Here is a 19,824-nt window from a genome sequence, read left to right as displayed (position 1 = left end):
CGGCCAAAATATTTTTACTGGCGTTAATATCTCGGTCATGGTGAGTCCCACAGTCTGGACAGTCCCATTCTCGAACATTTAACGGCATTTTCAAGGGCAATATACCCGCAATTACTACAACTTTTAGAGCTAGGAAACCATCTATCTATTTCGATGTCTCACATTTTAGCATATATTTCGTAAATGTGCTAATATTTAACAGCAAAGCCGTCGTAGAACGACGGGGTTTCAGACCCAAATTTTCGATGAGCGTTGCGTTCGTGCATTACTTCAAAACCAATGTTAGCGCAGTTGATCACATCCGCCCAAGTTGCGGTCTCGCGTAGCGAGCGCGTTGCGACCGCACGTCCCTGGGAATCGATAATCGACTGGTTAAAGTTGAAACCGTTGAGGTTAAAAGCCATGGTTGAGATACCTTTTTTGGGTTTATTTATTTCAAAAATTATCTCTTTATTTGTATATTTTTAAACTTGTATAAAATTGATTTAAGTTTTGTAAAAAGTAGTTGACAAAATCCGATCGAGATCAAGGATAACCCTATCCTTAAGGTGGACAAAATATGGTAAGGTGGACTGAGTAATAAAACTTATCACTAAAATCAGTGACAAGTGCCAAATTCACCAGAGAAGGCTAAATATAACTATGTCCAAACGGTTTAAATTCGACTCCTCCGAGATGATTTATCTCACCGATAAACTGATGAATGCGGCCAGCAATCGTTACTCCATCGTCGTGCAAGTCGCGAGACGGGCCAAACGCGTCCGCTACGATACCGTAGAAAATATCGATGACCCGATGATTAAACCCGTCCAACGGGCCCTGATGGAAATGACCGACGAATTAACCGAACCGGAATTATTACGCGATTAATCCCCTAAAATTGCCAGGGAACCCACCCTTACATTTCATCGGGGTTGATACCCAGTGATCTTAGTCTTTCCGCTAGTCGTTGGGCTTTTTGTTCCGCTTCCTCTTTGGCTAAACGTTCTTGCTCGGCGATCGCTTCTGCTTCCTCTTTGGCTAAACGTTCTTGCTGGGCATTCAAACGTTCTTGTTGGGCGATTAAACTTGCTTGCTCGGCGATTGCCGCTGCTGCCCTCGCCCTTTCCTCGGCGGTTAAATAGCGATTTCCCGATCGATCGTACCAATACAGCCATTCTCGCACCCAAGCGATATGTTCTCCCTGCTCATATCCCAAGGCTAACCCGATTTCTGGCAACCATACCCGATTATTTTCCGGCTCTAAAAGCTCGTATTTCCCCGCTATCAGCTTATAAACCGCTAATCTCTCTCTATTTTTAAACCTTCCCCTTCTACCGCTTAAGGGATTATAAATGACGTAATAGAGAATTCCTAGGGTTTGATAATCCGCTAACTTTCCCTCATATTCCCCATTATATTTCTCAGAAATCACTTCCAAGGCCAATATCGGCATAATATAAGCTTCTTCCCAGAGAACATAGCTTAATCTTCCCCTTTCGCCGGTATCGTGTTTGACTCCAATGGCTAAAAATCCATCCGGTATGATTGCCGGTTCGTCGGGATTGTAATAAACTCCCATATCGACACCAAAATACCAATCATCCCGCTCCGCCCAAATAAATGCTAGTAAACTGAGTAATAGATTGGGAATATCGTTCTGTAACTGGTTATCCACGGCTGTTTCGTCAGAACAGGGTAATTCTTCGGCACTGGGAAGAAGGCGATTTTTATTGTAGGAAAGGTTAACCATAGCGATTGTTTTGACTAGGGAAATTACCAAGTATTCGGTTGAAAGTCGGCATCATTAATAATGGCCACCGTATCCCCAGAGGGTTTAATCACAAATAGACCTTTTTTATAAGCGTATCGATCGATCCCCTCGTTGATTTCAATTCCCGCCACCGCACCGTAAGCTCGATAGTTTTTATAATGGGGAAAAGCGATTTTAAAACGAGTCAATTTTTCAATAAATTCATCCACATCATCTTTAGATAATCTAGATTTACATTCCACCACCACGAGATCGGTATCATCGACGGCTAGGATATCAATTTCCATGGCGATGCCCTGACGTTTGACTCTGGCGCGGGGATAAACTTCTTTAATATCGATGCCTTTTTCCTGAAAAAGCCGTAAAACCGCCGGTTCTACCAATTCTTCCACAAATCGACCCCAGCGAGTGGTGAGACTATCTACCGCTTTGCTGGTTCGTTCAACCGTCCGTTTCAGTTCTGTCATCGAGCGATCGCTTTCTAGTTTAGATTCGGCGAGGAGGTTCTCTATTTCGACTCTATGGCGATCATATTCCGCCTTAGATTCGGCAGCCCGGCGATCATATTCCTCGGCGGAAGCGCGGAATAGCTGGTAAATATCCTCAAGAGTTACCGGTTCACTCATAGACTTACCTCTAAAACACCCCTCATCATTTTAGCGATTCCGTCGAGAAGCCGGACGAAAGCGAGAGAGCAAAACGGAAAGGAATATTAAGAATTGTGTAAAAGACTTGACAAATGTGCGGGGGGGGGTAAGGTTTCCTTGGAATTTACCTAAAATATCGGATGAATGCCCCTGCAAGCGTGGTGTTTGATTGATGCCAATTCTAGCAGATAGCCTCCAGACCCTCTGACCAAGGCAGTCCTGGCACCGATAACCACAGCGCTCAACTTCCGCGAGAATGCTAATATAAAAAAGCTATTGGCTAATTTTTTCCTATTTTAACTTGCAATATGCTCCCGTCTAATCTCGATCGCATCGTCGAACGCCTCAAACGTCGTACCGATCCTAAGCAAAAATACGAACAATTACTAGCTTTTGCTAAAAAACTAGAACCAATACCAGAATCTGCCAAAATACCCGCTAATAAAGTTCATGGCTGTGTATCCCAAGTTTATATCACTGCCGACCTCGAAAATGGCCAGGTTTGGTACAAAGGGGATTCCGACGCGCAATTAGTCAAGGGTTTAGTTGCTTTGTTAATCGAGGGTTTCAATGGACTGACTCCCACGGAAATCCTGCAAGTCACCCCGGATTTTATCGAAGAAACCGGTTTAAAAGTCAGCCTTACCCCTTCCCGCGCCAACGGATTTTATAATATTTTCCAATTAATGCAGAAAAAAGCTCTCGGTTTTCAGTTGGGAATGTCCGCTTAGATGTCTAGTTTTCCGGTTCTGGCTCCTTTGATTCGGGAATCTCGCAGTTTTGGAAACGAGTATCCACCAGCGAACGCGTACAGCACCAATTACTCGGTATTCCCGACGGCCAACCCATCCGCAAAGCTTCCGGACAGATGGCCATCACTGTTAACTGACAGTCAATTAACTGAAAACCCTCTTTCTCACACTGTTTGAGACTGTGTTTGAGAATGGAATCATTGTTAAATTCGATGGTTTTATTGCACTGAATACAGACCAAATGATGATGGTGGTGGGGATAGGGTTGATTGAGTTCGTAGTGTTTATGACCCTCGGCCAATTCCAACTCCCGCAAAATTCCCATCCGCGACATCAGTTTAACACTGCGGTAAATTGTCGATAAACTAATTCCTTCCCCCCTTTTGTCCAGCAATTCCTGCAATTCTTCGGCGCTGAGATGATTGCCTTTCGGTAAATTCTGGAAAACGTGCAGAATTTTCTCTCGCTGGGGAGTTAAGCGCCACCCCCGTGCGTTGAGTTCCGCTTTCAGGGAGGAAGCAGTGTAGGCAGACATAAGCGATCAACTCTCAATAAAAGCTATTTAATTGACAATGATAGTCGTTTCGGCGAGCCATTGGCAACAATTTTAAGTAGTTGAAAATTACCCCCGCATTCAAGTATGAAAAATTACTATGAAATCCTGCAAATTCCCCGTCATGCCAGTAATAATCAGATAAAAGCCGCTTTTCGTCGTCTGGCCCGGCAATATCACCCCGATTATAATCCCAATGATCCGGAGGCAGTGACAAAATTTCGGGAAATTGAACAAGCTTATCGGATTTTGAGCGATAAAGGTCAAAGAAAAGAGTATGATCGCAACTTATCCCCAGAAATACCCACTTTTAACCCCAGTGCCGAGGATTTTTATCAACAGGGATGGCACTACGCTCAAGAGAGAAATTATCAATTAGCGATCGCATTTTACCAGCAAGCGATCGCAATTAATCCGCAATTTTGGCAGGCCTATCTGCAACGGGCGGAAGTTTACTACCATAATCAGCAGGATCGGCAAGTTTTAAGCGATTGTCGCCAAGTTTTGCAGTTAAAACCCGATTGTTCCCAAGCTTACTATTACCTCGGTTTATCCCGTCAACGACTCGGTTACACCCAATCCTCCCTAGAAGCTTATAGAAAAGCAATCGCCATTGACCCAGATAACCCCCAATTCTATTATCAAAGAGGATTGGCTCTAGAGGAACTCTCGGAACTGCCGGCAGCACGAAAAGATTTCCAAATAGCGGCCAAGAAATTCAAGCAACAGGGAAATTTTCGCCGCTATCATGCCATTGCAAATAAATTAAGAGACCTCCATAAAAGTTATCGACAACGGCAATCGATCAAGTGGTCAAAAACTCTTTTTATTGTTTTTAATTTGCTGAAAATCTCTGGCTCATCTTTGCTCAAACCCAAGACCGGTCTAGCAGAGGCTTTTTTAAAGCTTAACCGTAATCAGGCTTTGGCTACGGGTGTATTGGCAGCAATCATCAGCAGTTTTTTCATCGCTTTTACTTGGCAAAACTGGACAGTTAAATCTGATTTTTTGCTGTTATTAGGCTGGGCAGTATTTCCTTTTATTATTCTGACTTTATCTAGTTGGTTAGGCAGAAAATTAAGTAATAAATATGGTAGTCTCACCGGCGATATATTTTTAGGTGGCTTGATAATTTTGCCCTTTTCCCTCGTCATTTTGCTCACTTCCTATTTATCCATAAATGGTGATATTGTCGGCGCAATTATCGGTGTAACCGGCGGTTATCTAACCGGAATGCTCTACTATGGTTATCGCCATTTATCCAACATTCCTTGGCCGATCTCTTTACTTTTAGTCCCTTTTGTGCTAGGGTTTCTTACTGTCAACATCTGGGGAGTTTATTATTATCTCTAAATCTTCCGGGGTATTACAGTTAAATAAAATCTCGGAATTATCGATGATTAATTCCTCCACCACGGAGACATTTAACCATTTTTGAAAAGAAGTTCCCCCCTGCTGAATATAAGTCTGCAAAGATTCTAAACAACGACGATGATAGAAACCACAGAGAGGCTCCCAACGAGAGCCGCACCGGGGAAGCAAAGCGATGGCATTTTCTGGTACAGTGGCTAATAATCTTGACCATGCTTGAATAATTGAAGACCTTAGTAAAGGTAAATCGCAAGCGAGCAATAAAACCCAATCGGTTGACACAAAAGTTAATCCCAAGGCAAAGGCTAATAACGGCCCCCTAGTAGGGAGAGGTTCCTTGATTATTCGGCAGTACTGGGGAATGATCAGCTGGTAACGTTCCGGCCAAGGCGTGATCACAGATACCTGTACGGCACAATCTTGGGCAACTAAACAAGTATTCTCTAGAAAAGAGACACCCTGAAAAGATAACAAAGCTTTATCTTCTCCCATCCTGGAACTTTGCCCACCAGCCAGAATTAACGCCGTTAAAGCGGGAAAATCACTCATAATAACCAGTTCTATCGGAAAAATACCATGATTAATCACGATCCTTTCGGCGATCGCAAATTAGAGCGCCTGCAATTAATGTTATATCTAATTCCCTTTCTAGGAGTGATTCCCTCCGCTTGGACATGGTATCGAGGTATCGGTAACGGGGAACAACGGCAAATTAGTCGCTTATCGGTTAATTTAACCTTAGGATGGCTACTTTTTTACGCTTTCCTCTGGACTGGGGCTACTTTCACCGACCAAAGCTTGAGTTTTCGCTTTTTATACTTAAACGGTTTATTAACTTCTGCTTATATTCTCCTCTGCCTAGGAATTATCTTCAAAGTTTGGCGGCAAAAATAAATAGCTAGGCAGTCAACTTGATTCTTTTGGCCAAGTCAAGGCCAAACCCCCTGAATACCAATCGGCTCTCTTGCTTTAGCCCGGTTAAATGTAGCCTAGCATATACTTTTTCTTAGGTTATCCCAGAAGGGTTAAAAATAAACCACAGAGGCACGAAGAACACAGAGAAGAGGACAGATTCAATGAGTAAAACCTATCTATCACACAAAGGACAAGAGAGCCTACAAATCTAGCCAACTTGCTCAAATCTATGCTAGTCTCTTGATAATTAATAATATCTCGATAAACAAGCACTAGATGAATTCCAATTTAATCAAAGTTCCCTTTGTTGATTTAACTTGGCAAAATCAGCCCCTACAAGCAAAAATTACCGAGGCAATCCAAACAGTTATCGACCGGGGAGATTTTGTTTTAGGCCAAGCTTTAGCCGAATTTGAAACCGCCTTCGCCCAAGCTTGCGGAGTCGAGTATGCTGTGGGAGTAGCTTCTGGCACGGCTGCTCTTGCCCTGGCTTTACAAGCTTACGGCATCGGTGCCGGGGATGAAGTGCTAGTCCCCGCTAATACCTTTGTCGCTACCCTCATGGGTGTTATACAAGCGGGAGCCAAACCGATTTTAGTTGATTGTCACCTCGATACGGCCTTAATTGACCTCGCGGCGGCTGCCCAAAGAATTACCCCCAACACCCGCGCCATTCTCCCCGTACACCTGTACGGACAGATGGTATCACCCCAACAATTACAGGATTTTGCCCGCAGCTATAATCTGATTATCTTTGAAGATGCGGCCCAGGCCCATTTAGCCAGTAGAGAAGGTTATCGCGCCGGCAGTGTCGGTGTGGCGGCGGGGTTTAGTTTTTATCCCAGTAAAAATTTGGGTGCTTTTGGCAATGGCGGAATGTTAGTGAGCAATGATCCAGAAATTAGCCAAAAAGCCCGCAGTTTAAGAAATTATGGCGCACCGAGCAAGTATTTCCACACCGATATCGGCACTAATAGCCGTTTGGATAGCATACAAGCCGCCATTTTAAACATTAAATTACCCCATCTGGAAGGCTGGAATCGCTCCCGTCAGCGAGCGGCAAGACAATACGACAGGCTTTTGGCTCCTTTAGCCGATAAAGGTATTTTACCCGTACGAGACGAAACCGAGACCGGTCATGTCTATCATCTCTACGTTATTCGCATTCTCCCCCATTGTCCGGTTGAGCGCCAACAACTACAAGAACAATTAACTGCCGTCGGTATTCAAACCGGCATTCATTATCCGATTCCTTGTCATCTGCAACCGGCCTATCGCTACCTCGGTTATCAACAGGGAGACTTTCCTCATGCAGAGATTCTCTGTGAAGAAATTGTCTCTCTCCCCATGTACCCCGGCATCAGCGAGGAGCAAATTGAAATGGTTGTTGAACAGATTACTGCGATCATCGGGTAACATAAATTCAGAATTTGTCACTAAATCGCTCCGTCCTATGGGTATTAGTCCTTCCCTATCCCCCGTCTCCCACAAAAATCGGCAATCTTGGCTGATGATCGGTTTCTTGGCGGTTATCTATGGTCCGGTGATCTTTCACTGGTACGATGGTTGGCTGAATAAATCGATCGGCATCGAACACGAATACTTTAGCCACGGCTTGATTGGCCTTCCCTACGCCGCCTATATTGTCTGGCAGAATCGCAAAAAATGGCAACGCCTCGAAGATCGCTCCCACCCCCTAGGAGCGTTTTTGTTAACCCTAGGAGCGATTTTTTATCTCCTCGGTTCCTCCCTTTGGGTTAGTATGTCTTTTCCGATTATTTTAGCGGGAATCTGTCTCTGGTTAAAAGGAACAGAAGGTTTTAAATTGCAAGGATTTCCCCTACTTTTAACAGCCTTAGCGACTCCTAATCCTATCCCCTACCTGATTGCTCCCTATACCCTACCCCTACAGGTTTTTATTGCCGCTTGCTCTGGTTTTATTCTCCAGCAAGCCGGCTTAGATGTCTCCGTTGACGGTATCTATGTAGCGGTAGAAGGTAGGATGGTGGAAGTCGCTCCCTACTGTGCGGGGCTGAAAATGTTATTCACCAGTCTTTACGTCACGCTGCTGCTGCTCCATTGGACTGATACCATCGAAAACGGTCGTAAAACGCGCTTTATGCTCCTCAGTGCCTTTGGAATTAGTGTCGGGGCTAATATCGTTCGTAACGCGCTTTTAGCTTGGTTTCACGGCACAGGACAAGAGGCAAACTTTAAATTACTCCACGATAGCTGGGGGGGTGATTTATACTCCGTCTTTATGTTATTACTAATCCTTTTGGTCTTCCAAATCATGCAGTATCGCGAGGCGGTCAAGAAACAGTCCCCGGCTCAAGAGGAAGGTAACCAGGATGATTAGTCAAAAAATTCCAGCCGAGGTAACTTTAGTGTTAGATAAAGTCAAAAAAAAGCTCCCGGGTAATTATTTACTGCTGTTGTGCCTGCTGCTGCTATTGATTGTAGGGGGTATCTTGCCCAATTTAATTTCTGGCCAGTGGTCTTGGGTGGAGCAACCGAGAATCAGTAATATGCAGAAAATGCTGGCCTTGCAAGAATCGGGAATCAAGTTCTCTGACCTGAAAACCATCGACCAGAGCCAAGGAGAAATCGGTGAGGGAAAATGGTCGGTACAAGTGGTGGAAACTCCTGAAGGCAAGAGGATCACCGTGCTTTTAAAGCCACAGATATACTATAAAAATCAACCAGGATTAGAATGGTCGGATATCACTTCGATTAGTCGTTGGAATCAGGGGGAAACAACCGAGCTATTAATCCCCACCCAGTCGGGAGGAAAGGCCACGGCTCGATTCTATCGTGCCTGGACACAAAACACCTTTGCAGTGGTGCAATGGTATGCTTGGCTAGGTGGTGGTCATTACGATCCCTCCGTGTGGTATTGGCTTGACCAATGGGCGCAATTAAAAAGACAGAGAGTACCCTGGATAGCCGTTTCCTTGGTGATTCCCTTAGACCCGACGAAAGAACTGCAAACTCTCACTCCCTTTGCTCTCAATCTCGCCGGGGAAGTGCAAAGTAACTTAGAACAAAATGTCTTAAGTCAATTAACTTCTCTGCCTGAGACCAAAAAAGAAAAGTAGTTTTTCTGCTCCCAACTATCTGTTTAAAAAAAACTAGCTCAAGGCACTTTTCTAGTCCTTAATAGCTTCTTTGTTCCTCTCCCACTAGATAACTCTCAGAAAATAAATTGATATATCTGTATGATTCCACCAATGCTCAACAAGTTTTTGCCAGTTAGTTTATTCAGAACCGGGGCCATAGCCTTATCAGGGTTGGGTCTGACAGGGTTCTTATGGGTAATTCACTCCGAGAGCCTCAAGGCCCAGGGGCCTTTGTCCATACCCCAGACTCAACCGGGGGCCGGGTTGGAATTTTTGCCGCCCCAACCCCCTAATCCCACCTTTCCTGAAAACACGATTCCCCCTACCGGCTACAGTCCACCGGTTTACTCTCCCAATAATCGCCAATCCCGACAAATTCAGACCTATCGACTCGATATCGGCGATCAAATTACTGTCTCGGTTCCCGATTTTCCCGAATTTAATTCCACGGGGCCGGTGGATCCCGATGGTAATTTTCTGGTGCCGATTTTAGGGCGTATTCCTGTGCTGGGCTTGACTTTAGACGAAGTACAAACTAAAATCCGCCTCGAATTGGGGCGAAAATACTTGCGGGAGGAACCGGAAGTGATTGCGGTTTTAACCACTGCCCGGCCCGTCCAGTTAACCATTCTGGGAGAGGTACAGCGACCAGGGTTTTATAGTATCGCTCCTAATACTCCCCTAGCGCAGGTACTTTTGGCGGCGGGGGGTGGCACTCCCAGAGCCGATCTGCGTTCGATCGTTGTCCGTCGGGTTTTAGTCGATGGTACAGTATTAGAGGAGAAACTTGACCTTTATACTCCCTTAATTAAAGGGGAACGCTTGCCAGATATGCGTCTGCAAGGAGGTGATGCCGTGATTGTTTCCAAGCTAGAAGTAGGCCAAGAAACGGGATATAATCGCACACTGGTGGCGAGAACCACCCTCGCCCAGCAGAATATCACCGTCAGGGTTTTAGCTCCCTCAATTCCTTCAGGAATTTCCCTGAGAAATGTTTCGATTCCTAATGGCAGTACCTTCCTTGATGTAGTGGCTAGTTTACCGGTTTCCGATCGCCTGCGGATTAATGTCAATGAAGTGTCTCTGCTCCGTTTTGATAGTGCCAAAGGGGGAATTGTCAGTCAAACTTTGAGTCCGATAGCGGCAGTTAGGGGAGATATCTCCCAAAATGTTCCCTTAGAAGATCAAGACGTAATTATCGTCACCCGCACCCTATTAGGGGAGATTTTCGCCGCTTTTAATATTATTACCCAACCCATCCGGGATATTTCCAGTTTTACCAATACAATTCTCGACTTTGGCAATCAATTCAATAACTTCCAATAATTGAGGGGCAACTTGCTCCCTTCACTCCTTAACGCAACTTCATAAGCTAGGATTTCAAGGGCGAGAATCACTCTTGACCGCTAAAATGTAAAGAATCTGGGAATACATTAAAAAGCTATGGCTCTACCAATTGTTAAACGATTTCTCATCTCGCTAGATCAGAACAAATTTGTGGGAATATTCGTCTTCCTCGTCTGTTTAGGTGGTTCTGTGATCTTTGCTCTCCTACCCGATCCTGAGAAACCCCCCACCTTTTATCGGGCGGTAGGACAATTGGCCTACCGGGTGCCGCCGCCAGCTTTTACCAGTACAGGAAGCCAACTGCAAGAACAAGGGCGGGCTATTGACCGCGATTTACTGCTGTCTCCCCGGGTATTGGTCAGTGCCGCCAAAAAATTGCAATTTAATCAGGAACAGATCGTTAAAATTCGCGATCGAGATTTGAAAATCACCTTCCCTGGTGAAGCGGAGGGACAAAAAAATAATACCAATCGGTCTACAGGAACCGACCAACCCCAAGAGATACTTTTAGAGTTAACGGCCGACTCCCAGGCCAAGGCGGAGTTAATTCTCGAAACCTTGATGAAGGAAATGGTGGAATACAGTCGCTGGCTGAATACTTCCCAGTTACGGGCCCGCATAGAAGCCCTCAGTGTCCGACTTAACGAAGTCCAAAAAGATTTAACCAGAGCCGAAGAAAAGTTTTATCGCTACATTAGTACCCAGGGTTCAGATTTATTGGCGATTCAAGATGGGAGTTTATTCACCGCGATCACCAGTAGTCAACAGCAACAGCGAGAAATTCGCTTAGAACTGCAAGGCATTCAAGGACAGATTAATAGTCTGAGTGAACAACTCGATTTAACCCCCGATCAAGCTTACACCTCCTCGGCCCTTAGTGCCGACCCGATTATTGCCAGTATCCGAGCGCAGATCTTGGACACGGAAACCCAATTGGAGCGACTACAGAAGGATTTACGTCCCGAACATCCCACCGTAGTTAAATTACGCAAACAACAGCAAGTTAACGAATCTCTCTTACAAAAAAGAGCCGCCGAGGTGATCGGAAAAGATGGCATCCTGACCGATCTTCCCAGCAGTCGCATCCGTCAGCAAAGTAATCTCGATGCCACCCGTCAACAACTAGCGGCTCAATTAGTCACCCTGCAAACCCAGCGCGAGGGTTTAATGAAACAATTAGAATCCTTAGTGACTCAGGAACAGCAATTACGCTCCCAATACGAGAAATTCCCCGATAAACAGCTACAGCAAGCTCGTTTAACCCAAGCCGTCGCCTTTCAACGGGGTATCTACGAGAATATTCTCAATGCTCTGGTGGATGCTCAGGCTGCAGAAGCGGAAACCGTGGGTAGTCTCACCGTCGCCCAAACGCCAGTTGCTCAACCGATCGAACAGGTGTTTAACCGCAAGAATCGTACCTTGATTCTCTTGGTGGGTGCTGGTTTGGGAACTTTAGCCGGATTGGGTACGATTCTCCTGTTAGCAGTGATCGATGATCGCCTGCACAGTCCCCAAGAATTGCGGGAAGCTTTGGTTAGTCGGGATATACTAGTCTTAGGACAATTGCCCATTGTCCGGAATTTAGAGGGCGAGGAAATCGAGCCGATTCTCGCCGATGCTAATGCCAATTATCTCCCCTACTACGAACGTTTACGCAGTACCCTGCGACTTGTGGGCGGCGGCGAAACGGTGAAAGTGGTTGTTGTCACCAGCATTACTGGCGGAGAGGGGAAAACCGCCACTGGCTATAATCTGGCGATCGCTGCAGCTTTAGCGGGCCGACGGACTCTGTTAGTCGAAGGAGATCTGAGAAGTCCCTCTAAGGCCGAAGAAATCGGAGTCACTCCCGATCCCAATTCTTTCCGAGAACCCCTACTTTACTACGGGGCAAAAAGTAAATCGATCCGGCTGGCCCCAAATATAGAAAACCTTTCCATTTTGCCTAGTCCCGGTCCGCAAAAACAAGCGGCAGCTATCATTGAATCGAGCGAATTACAATTAATTCTCAAAGATTCTCGCGGCCGTTTCGATCTGGTGATTGTGGATACTCCTTCTCTGTCTAGCTGTAATGATGCGCTGCTCTTAGAAGAACTAGCGGACGGGATTATTCTGGTAACGCGCCCAGCCATAACTCGTTCTAGTCTCTTGAGTGAAGCAACTGACCAGTTAACAGAAGCGGAAGTGAAAATTTTAGGGGCGGTGATTAACTACGTCGATATTACGCCGACTCTCAACACCGCCGAACCAGAACTGCCGCCTTTGATAGTTCCCCCACCACAGGAAAAAACAGAGACAGAGGAAGTGAAAGTGGAGGTGTAAATGCGGTTACATTTGACAAAATCTTCTGGCTCGATCGAATTGTGGTTCTTGCCAAGAAAAAGCAAAATGACTGATACTATCTATGGTGGGAAAGGCTATGCGAATCGCTTCCATTTGCACTTCTAAGGAGGGACGATTGTTATAGGGTTGTCCCCATAAACCCGCTAAAGCCGGGATAACAGGAGTTTGATTTCCCCTGCTTGCCACTACTCTTTTGATCTGATTAACCACACAGGTGGTATCGTTACAATTAGCGTAGGACATGGGATGCCATTCTAGGGAAGCGGGAAAACTATCCCAAGCTTGTAAACGGGAATCAAAACCTTGATTACCCACAAGACGATTTCCATCAGGAAAAAACACTGCCCCGGCGGGAATTCCCTGACGTTCCACTAGGGCAGAAAAATAACTAATATAATCAATTACACCCTGGGCAGCATGGGCAACCGCTAGGAACCAAAGTTCTAATTTGAGGCGATCAAAACGACTTTTAACTGATTGTTTCATCTCCTCTTCTAAGGGGATTCTACCCTGCCAAAGAGGGGCGGTTTCTTGGGGATAAAGGCGATCGGCTTCGACGATATCATGGGGGGAAATTTGGCCGCGAGTCAGATAGCGATCGATTAAAAATTTGCCCTTATTATTCAATCCTCGATTAATTAAAGCTTGTCGGGATGCCGGACTAAAAATCCATAAATCTTGGACATTATCAGCCACGGAATCGACTCCTGTTCCTCTGGGATAGCGAATATAATCAAATAAAACTCCATCGGGACGACGTTGTAAAATGGCTTCTAGGAGAATTAAATAATCCTGTCGCGCTTGATTGCTGTAGGGATCGACAAAAGTTTGGGATCGATCATCGACAAAAGAGGTGCTATCCTGTCCTTTACCATTGCGTGCTAACACCTCCTGTCTCTCGGGTTTTAAGCTATAAGCATAGCCAAAATTGAGGCTAAATAACCAAGCATAAACCTTTAAACCGCGTTTATGTCCCTGTTCGATCGCCTGTGCTAATAAATCCACATTTCCCGCACCGGGATTTTTAATCACGCTGTCCCAAACCGTGGGATTATTGTTAGGAGGTAATAGGACTTGACCATCGGCAAAAACTTCCAGATAAACTGTATTATAACCTTTGGCCACGATGCGATCGAGGATACTTTCCATCGATCCGGGACGGGTATCACAGGAGTAGAGACGTAACCAGATTGCCTGTTCCTGTAACCAGTGTCGGGAACGGCAAAAGCGCAATTGTGCAGCATATTTCTGCAATAAAATGTCATATTCTTGGGGGGAAGTTTGACGCAGATTTTCTTGTTGTTTGATTTCCGATTCGGACAGTTGACAATTATCATTGACCGCGAGGCTAGGGTTAATCCCTAGGGGACTACTCCAGAGCATTATAGCGAGGAAACAGGATAGCGATCGCAGATAATTGACTTTCTTTAACATAGTTGTTCACGGCAAAACTAGCAAAGGATAAATTTTCTTAGTTTGCTATTTTTTTAGAGCAGTTATCTTAATGGTGAGGTATAATGTTTTCGGTTTGGGGATAGGAGAGACAGGAGACGATTCCCAGTCAGATTATACTTCACCTTGATCGAAAATTTGGGTTGAAAACCCCGGCAAAATTTTGCCACCAACCAACCCAATCAACCGCTCAGATGTTTCCCTTCAACTAATTTCTAAGCGCGAGTAGAGAGTTTCTTCAGGCTAGAAGCTAACCGCTCAATCTTCTTCCTTTGCAAGGCAAGATAGGAAGATGGAAAATTAGTTAGGGTCTGCTGAAAAAGTTTTTCCTAGAAGCAGGGTGTAGGGTGTAGGGTGTAGGTACCTAATTTTCAGGGAAAAAGTACCTGAATTTCCCCCTGATCACTCCCATGCCAGGCACTTTTGGATTTCAAAAAGGTCTAAAAGTCTTATCCAACAAGGTTTTTAGATTTATTCAGCAAACCCTAGTTAACCTTTTGGCAATTGCTCGATGACTAAAAATAAAAGAGTGCTGATTTTAGGGGGAACGGGGGAAGCGGCGGCATTAGCGGCTAAAATTGCGGCAATTCCGGGTATAGATGCCATCGCTTCCTTTGCCGGTCGCACGAGAGAACCGATTACTCTGACAACTCCTTCTCGCCGGGGGGGGTTTGGTGGTGCCACCGGGTTAGCCAATTATCTGCGCCAAGAACGCATTGATTGTTTAATTGATGCCACCCATCCCTTTGCCGCGCAAATTTCCTTTAATGCCGCTCAAGCCGCCTCGGATTGTGGTATTCCTCGATTAATGTTAAGTCGTCCAGCTTGGGAAAAAGTATCTGGAGATAATTGGATTGAAGTAGAAAACAATCAAGCGGCGGCGAATATTTTACCCGGGTTAGCGCCGCGGATATTTCTCACTATTGGTCGGCAAGAACTGGCCAGTTATGCACATTTAAACAATATCTGGTTTTTGATGCGGATGATTGACCCACCGGCAGCGGATGCCATCGTACCGGTTGGAAAATTATTGTTGGAACGGGGGCCTTTTTCTTTGCAGTCAGAGCGCTCTCTTTTACAAGAATATAAGATTGGGGCGATCGTGAGTAAAAATAGCGGCGGTGATGCCACCTACGCCAAAATTATCGCCGCTAGAGAGTTGGGAATAACCGTGGTAATGGTACAACGTCCACCTGTACCTGAAGGAGAAAAAGTGGCAGATGTTCAAAGTGTCCTGGTATGGTTAGAAAAAAGACTGCTCTCTTGATTTTTCTGGGAAAATTCTCAGTAAGGTTGGCTGAATAAATGTGAAATATAGACGAGGTAAGGGGTTTGGGGGCCTGTTTGGCGAAGCAGCTGCAAGATTTTCAAGTTCTGTAAGGGCGAAGCATTCGGGCAATAACCTATCGCTGAAACCATAGATTTTCTATCCGAATGCTTCGCCCCTACTTTTTGCCGCAAACCCTAAGTAGTCGTGCAAAATTAATTTCCCAGTCGAGAGGGTTGATGGGAGACAGCTATCAGTTATCATACTAAATCCGTTGAGTAACGCACAGAAAACGGGTTTCTCGGAGAAACCCGTTTTCTACTCATGCACTCATGCAAAAAGGGGAATAAATAATCAGTCTTTAATAACCAGATTTAGTATCAGATGTTATTTTTCAGTTCACTGATTACTGATCACTGATCACTGAAAAGCTTCCCACCCAATCTAGGAAAATTACACTTTCACCACGTTGCTAAAAGAGATTTTCAGGTAATCATCTTCCATTTTTGCTCCGGAAGGTTTCAGGGCTGCTAAAGCTTGGGGTAAGACTAAATTACGACGGTGATTACCGATGCGAATATTTAACTCGTCTCCAGTTTTATTTAGCTGTATTTGTTCCTTGGGTATGCCGGGTAAATATAATTCCAGACTGTAATTATTTTCCTGTTGAACTACCCGAATGGTGTTTTCTTGGTAATAAACCTTAGTCGGATCCTCCCCGGCAAAAAGAGTTTCTTTCAGTCTTTCCAAAGCGGGTAAACCACACATTTCTTCGGAGTAGAGAGGAACTTCCTTAACCGGTAAGGGATGAAAATTATCGTAAATTTCCTGTTTATAACCCTGTTGATTTTCTTTCCAACGAGCAAAGAAGGGATCGGTTACTTTGTCGGGAATAATCCGATTAGCAATAATCAAATCGGTGGAAACATTATAGAGACTTAGATAGGCATGGGCGCGTAAAGACTCCTTAATCACCATTTTTTCGGGGTTTGTCACCAAACGTACCGAGGTTTGAGTATTATCGGTCAAAACCTTTTCTAAAGCCTCGATCTGCTCGTAAAACTCGTAGGGAGCGTCCATAACTTCCTTGTCCGGTAGGGAAAAACCGGCGATCGGTCGAAAAAAGGGTTCCACCAGTGGTCGCAATGCCACCGACATTCCCTGTAAAGGTTTGTAAAATCTTCTCATGTACCAACCGCCCACTTCTGGCAAACTCAGCAATCGTAAGGCTGTACCCGTGGGTGCGGAATCGATAATCAACACATCATAAGTACCCTCATCGTAGTGGCGTTTCATGCGAACTAAGCCGAAAATCTCATCCATTCCGGGTAAAATCGCTAATTCTTCCGCTTGCACTCCATCTAAACCCCTAGCTTGCAATACCTGAGTAATGTAACGTTTTACTGCGCCCCAGTTGCCTTCCAATTCCATTAGTGCGTCTAATTCTGCCCCCCAAAGATGGGGACGTACCAAACGAGGATCGTGACCTAATTCGAGATCGAAACTGTCAGCGAGAGAGTGAGCGGGATCGGTGCTGAGAACTAGGGTTTTATAGCCAAGTTCGGCGCAGCGGAGTCCTGTAGCGGCGGCGACGGAGGTTTTACCCACGCCTCCTTTACCGGTCATGAGAATTACACGCATGGGGGCTGATTCTAAGAAAATTTACATTACTTATTCTTATTATGACGGGAAAGTTAACAAATTGAGGACAAGAATCAGCATTCTTGGCTAGAAAATTCCACTCCCCGACCATCACCCCGGGGAATTAAGCTCTGTTCAAAAAATTGCTGACAGCGATTTTCGGCATCAGCGACGAGAACTTTAGCAAAATGACCCTTTTCGAGAACTTCTTGCCTCGGACGTTGTTCGTAGGCATAGATAATCAAAATATCTCCTGGTTGACAGAGCAGAGCCGCACCACCGTTGGGGCAAATTTCCCCGGTGTGGCCGGGAAAAACGTAGGTGGAAAAGCGCTTACCATTGCTAAGATTGACCACATCCACCTCTTCAAGGGGCAAAATACCGACCCGCTCAATCAATTCTCGATCGATAGTGATACTGCCGACATAATCGACGTTAGCCTCGCTGACGCGCACTCGATGGAGTTTGGCGTGCATTAATCGAATTGTTCCCATGTATTTTTTCCTATTTCCCCCAATTACTTCAATTATTATGCTCTCCCAGTGGGAATGTTTACTAAAAAATCTCGGTCAATGGCAAGGTTCTTTTACCCGTCTGTCTCCCCAAGGCGATCTGATCGAAGATACCCCGACTTTGGTATCTTTGCAAGGCATTAATAATAATCGATCAATTCGTCAATTGGTCCGCCGTCTCTACAGCGATCGAGCGCCAGAAGATTTGATTTTAGAGTATAGTTCTCTCCATCAGGGTATTCTATTTAGCCAGACGGGAGCTTTTTGCCAAGGTTCTCTATATTTTAGTAGTTTTTCCTCACAATTCGGGGCAGAATTTGGGTTAATCTCTGGGGAAAGACGATTAAGAATCGTACAGTTATTTAATGAATGCTGTGAGTTTGATCGCTTGACTTTAATTCGGGAAAAGTTGGCCGATTCTAGCTCCCCAGAAAGACCGATGTTAACGGTGGAGCAATTACTGGGTCAATGGCGAGGACAGGCGGTGACAACGGGACGCGATTTTTATAATTCTGCTGCCTATTCTACCCATATATCGATCGAGCGTCAGGGGGATAATTATCTCTCGCAAACTTTGACTTTTGGTGATAGTCAAATTACTTCTAGCGCTCGTATTGAGGGACAAAGATTGTTGTTTGAAAATGGTCCGCTACCGATTCAAATACTGCTGCTGCCCGATGGAGCCTCCTGTAATACACCTCTGAAAATTACTGCTGGTCATCCTTTTGTTTTAGAGGTGGGTTGGTTACTTTCTCCTACTCAAAGACAGCGCTTAATTCGTTCTTATAACGAGAAGGGAGAATGGACAGGTATTACTCTGGTGACGGAGGAAAAAGAAAACTATTAGCCGTCAGGACCTGGCTAGATTGATAATAAAAAGGAAATTGACTAATTACACTGAAAAATATAGCGTTTCTGATCAAGATGAATTAGGCTCTTCGGTAATTGTTATAGCGATTTTTGTCAATTATTTTTGATCTAGAGCGAACTAATCAATTAAGTCTCTTACCAGATAAGGATTTAGTCGATTTATGACCCCCTATCGAAACATACCAAGTAACGAAGAACCATGAATTATAACTGGATTTGGCATCGTCTCCTTGCTCGGAGACTTGCCAAAACGACAACTTTGTACTTCACCAATAAGATAACTGCTCTCAGAAGCTGAATGCTAAGGGCTGCTTTATATAAGCAAAATTTATCAAAATCCCAATATACTTGAGAAGATTTAAATTTACATTCCTTAATCTTTACTTTTCTTAAAAAATAATTGAGAAAAATTCCTATTTGTCAACGAGATTGCAATAGTTACAGCCTGCTGCTAAAATCTAAGAATTGGGTTACTCTGTGCATTTTTAGTCCTTGTGCCTTGAAACCCTTACCACGTCTAGGATTACTAATTAGTCCCTGGTAAAAACTTGCCAATTGCTCCTTTGACGAAAAAGATCTTTTGTCAAAAATATGTGTACTTATGTTAAAACGAAAAAGTTTTTTTGACAAAATAGACCAGATGTGCTGCGAGGAAAGTCTGCGGGTAAGCTGTTAACTATCTAAATTACTGGTTAAGACTGTATGGGAGAGGGGAGAAGAACCTGATAAACCAAACGATGCTGATAGAACAAATTAAACCTTTAGCCAAGCAAAAATATCCACTGCTGATATTAGCCAACTTTCTAATCCTTTAATCACCGCTAAAGGCTGATTATTGCCTGCGGTTGCAATATGTACTTTCGGTAATCCTGTTTGAAAAACGGTGACTGACTTTGCTGAAGGATCAATCAACCAACCTAATTCTGTTCCTTGTTGTAAACAGAAAATAATCTTTTCCATCACTAAGGTAACAGATTGTTCAGGAGACATAATTTCAATAATCCAATCGGGATAACGTAAAAATTGATCAGCCATTTCTCCATCTAGATCTCTTGGCAAATTCTCCCAACGAATCACCGCAATATCTGGCACAATTGAACGTTCTGCAAAAGTACAACGTAATTCAGGTAGAGCATAAGCTAATTTTAGAGGTTTAGTCTGTTGATTAATGGCAGAGGCTAACTCAAATTGTAAGATGCTGTGTTTTCCTTTGGGCATAGGTTTTTGAGTGACAATTCCATGATAATATTCCCTAGCAGGCTTAGTTTCTGGAAGGGCAAGAAAT

At 44.5% G+C, this 19,824-nt stretch carries 19 protein-coding genes and 2 pseudogenes; 11 read left to right on the top strand and 10 right to left on the bottom strand.

Translation table 11 applies throughout. From position 1 onward, the window contains the following. A pseudogene (locus EWV68_RS14915) lies at positions 1-155 on the bottom strand (zinc ribbon domain-containing protein); the annotation flags it as partial. 33 nt (positions 156-188) lie between these two features. After that, positions 189-416 (bottom strand): annotated as a pseudogene (locus tag EWV68_RS14910) (hypothetical protein); the annotation flags it as partial. Positions 417-642: 226 nt separating this feature from the next. On the opposite strand from EWV68_RS14910, the gene EWV68_RS14905 reads away from it, so the two are divergent. Beyond that, on the top strand, positions 643-870 hold the full coding sequence (locus tag EWV68_RS14905; protein ID WP_002761217.1) for a DNA-directed RNA polymerase subunit omega: 228 nt from the start codon (positions 643-645) through the stop codon (positions 868-870). A gap of 28 nt (positions 871-898) precedes the next feature. Here EWV68_RS14905 and EWV68_RS14900 read toward each other — a convergent pair whose 3' ends face one another. Together EWV68_RS14900 and EWV68_RS14895 are read right to left on the bottom strand one after the other, a co-directional pair. Further along, positions 899-1,732 (bottom strand): Uma2 family endonuclease, encoded by an 834-nt coding sequence (locus EWV68_RS14900; protein ID WP_061431861.1) that lies wholly within the window; start codon positions 1,730-1,732, stop codon positions 899-901. Positions 1,733-1,755: 23 nt separating this feature from the next. Further along, a complete protein-coding gene (locus EWV68_RS14895) occupies positions 1,756-2,379 on the bottom strand; it encodes a DUF3782 domain-containing protein (protein WP_287170262.1) in 624 nt (207 codons plus the stop codon). Positions 2,380-2,708: 329 nt separating this feature from the next. Here EWV68_RS14895 and EWV68_RS14890 point away from each other — a divergent pair, with 329 nt between their 5' ends. Continuing rightward, entirely contained in the window at positions 2,709-3,131 is a 423-nt protein-coding gene (locus EWV68_RS14890; protein WP_002761229.1) for a SufE family protein, read from the top strand. A gap of 4 nt (positions 3,132-3,135) precedes the next feature. Here the strand turns inward: EWV68_RS14890 and EWV68_RS14885 are convergent, their stop codons facing one another. Beyond that, a complete protein-coding gene (locus EWV68_RS14885) occupies positions 3,136-3,687 on the bottom strand; it encodes a ferric uptake regulation protein (protein ID WP_061431859.1) in 552 nt (183 codons plus the stop codon). Positions 3,688-3,792: 105 nt separating this feature from the next. On the opposite strand from EWV68_RS14885, the gene EWV68_RS14880 reads away from it, so the two are divergent. Continuing rightward, positions 3,793-5,058, top strand: a complete 1,266-nt coding sequence (locus EWV68_RS14880; RefSeq protein ID WP_061431858.1) for a J domain-containing protein — start codon at positions 3,793-3,795, stop codon at positions 5,056-5,058. On the opposite strand, the gene EWV68_RS14875 is transcribed toward EWV68_RS14880, so the two are convergent. Then, complete coding sequence (locus EWV68_RS14875) at positions 5,011-5,625, bottom strand: molybdenum cofactor guanylyltransferase (protein ID WP_287170261.1); 615 nt, start codon at positions 5,623-5,625, stop codon at positions 5,011-5,013. The two genes, EWV68_RS14880 and EWV68_RS14875, sit on opposite strands and share 48 nt — an antisense overlap. Before the next feature lie 27 nt (positions 5,626-5,652). Here EWV68_RS14875 and EWV68_RS14870 point away from each other — a divergent pair, with 27 nt between their 5' ends. The 6 genes from EWV68_RS14870 (at position 5,653) to EWV68_RS14845 (ending at position 12,776) form a co-directional block, all read left to right on the top strand. Beyond that, the gene (locus tag EWV68_RS14870) at positions 5,653-5,970 is read left to right on the top strand and encodes a hypothetical protein (protein ID WP_287170260.1); all 318 of its coding nucleotides are present in this window, start codon (positions 5,653-5,655) and stop codon (positions 5,968-5,970) included. Positions 5,971-6,267: 297 nt separating this feature from the next. Next, on the top strand, positions 6,268-7,407 hold the full coding sequence (locus EWV68_RS14865; RefSeq protein ID WP_287170258.1) for a DegT/DnrJ/EryC1/StrS family aminotransferase: 1,140 nt from the start codon (positions 6,268-6,270) through the stop codon (positions 7,405-7,407). A 37-nt stretch (positions 7,408-7,444) separates the two neighbouring features. Beyond that, positions 7,445-8,350, top strand: coding sequence for a cyanoexosortase B (gene crtB / locus EWV68_RS14860; protein ID WP_061431854.1), 906 nt, complete (start codon positions 7,445-7,447; stop codon positions 8,348-8,350). Further along, entirely contained in the window at positions 8,343-9,089 is a 747-nt protein-coding gene (locus EWV68_RS14855) for a cyanoexosortase B system-associated protein (protein WP_287170257.1), read from the top strand. Before crtB ends, EWV68_RS14855 begins: the two co-directional genes overlap by 8 nt. A gap of 132 nt (positions 9,090-9,221) precedes the next feature. Next, a complete protein-coding gene (locus EWV68_RS14850) occupies positions 9,222-10,436 on the top strand; it encodes a polysaccharide biosynthesis/export family protein (protein WP_061431852.1) in 1,215 nt (404 codons plus the stop codon). 117 nt (positions 10,437-10,553) lie between these two features. Next, positions 10,554-12,776 (top strand): GumC family protein, encoded by a 2,223-nt coding sequence (locus EWV68_RS14845; protein WP_287170256.1) that lies wholly within the window; start codon positions 10,554-10,556, stop codon positions 12,774-12,776. 6 nt (positions 12,777-12,782) lie between these two features. On the opposite strand, the gene EWV68_RS14840 is transcribed toward EWV68_RS14845, so the two are convergent. Next, a complete protein-coding gene (locus EWV68_RS14840) occupies positions 12,783-14,231 on the bottom strand; it encodes a family 10 glycosylhydrolase (RefSeq protein WP_287170255.1) in 1,449 nt (482 codons plus the stop codon). A gap of 529 nt (positions 14,232-14,760) precedes the next feature. Between EWV68_RS14840 and EWV68_RS14835 the strand changes: the two genes are divergently transcribed. After that, positions 14,761-15,516 (top strand): cobalt-precorrin-6A reductase, encoded by a 756-nt coding sequence (locus tag EWV68_RS14835; RefSeq protein WP_287170253.1) that lies wholly within the window; start codon positions 14,761-14,763, stop codon positions 15,514-15,516. Positions 15,517-15,969: 453 nt separating this feature from the next. On the opposite strand, the gene EWV68_RS14830 is transcribed toward EWV68_RS14835, so the two are convergent. Beyond that, positions 15,970-17,157 (bottom strand): TRC40/GET3/ArsA family transport-energizing ATPase, encoded by a 1,188-nt coding sequence (locus EWV68_RS14830; RefSeq protein WP_002741890.1) that lies wholly within the window; start codon positions 17,155-17,157, stop codon positions 15,970-15,972. 74 nt (positions 17,158-17,231) lie between these two features. Continuing rightward, complete coding sequence (gene panD / locus EWV68_RS14825) at positions 17,232-17,651, bottom strand: aspartate 1-decarboxylase (protein ID WP_012266525.1); 420 nt, start codon at positions 17,649-17,651, stop codon at positions 17,232-17,234. Between the two features lie 37 nt (positions 17,652-17,688). Between panD and EWV68_RS14820 the strand changes: the two genes are divergently transcribed. Next, complete coding sequence (locus EWV68_RS14820) at positions 17,689-18,516, top strand: DUF3598 family protein (protein ID WP_287170263.1); 828 nt, start codon at positions 17,689-17,691, stop codon at positions 18,514-18,516. Between the two features lie 776 nt (positions 18,517-19,292). Here EWV68_RS14820 and EWV68_RS14815 read toward each other — a convergent pair. After that, positions 19,293-19,824, bottom strand: a 532-nt coding sequence (locus EWV68_RS14815) for a Uma2 family endonuclease (RefSeq protein ID WP_287170252.1), incomplete at its 5' end; no start/stop codon positions are given.

The sequence above is a fragment of the Microcystis sp. M_QC_C_20170808_M9Col genome (genome assembly GCF_007095495.1).
GTDB lineage: Bacteria > Cyanobacteriota > Cyanobacteriia > Cyanobacteriales > Microcystaceae > Microcystis > Microcystis aeruginosa.
This window is presented reverse-complemented; position numbering and strand designations above follow the sequence as displayed.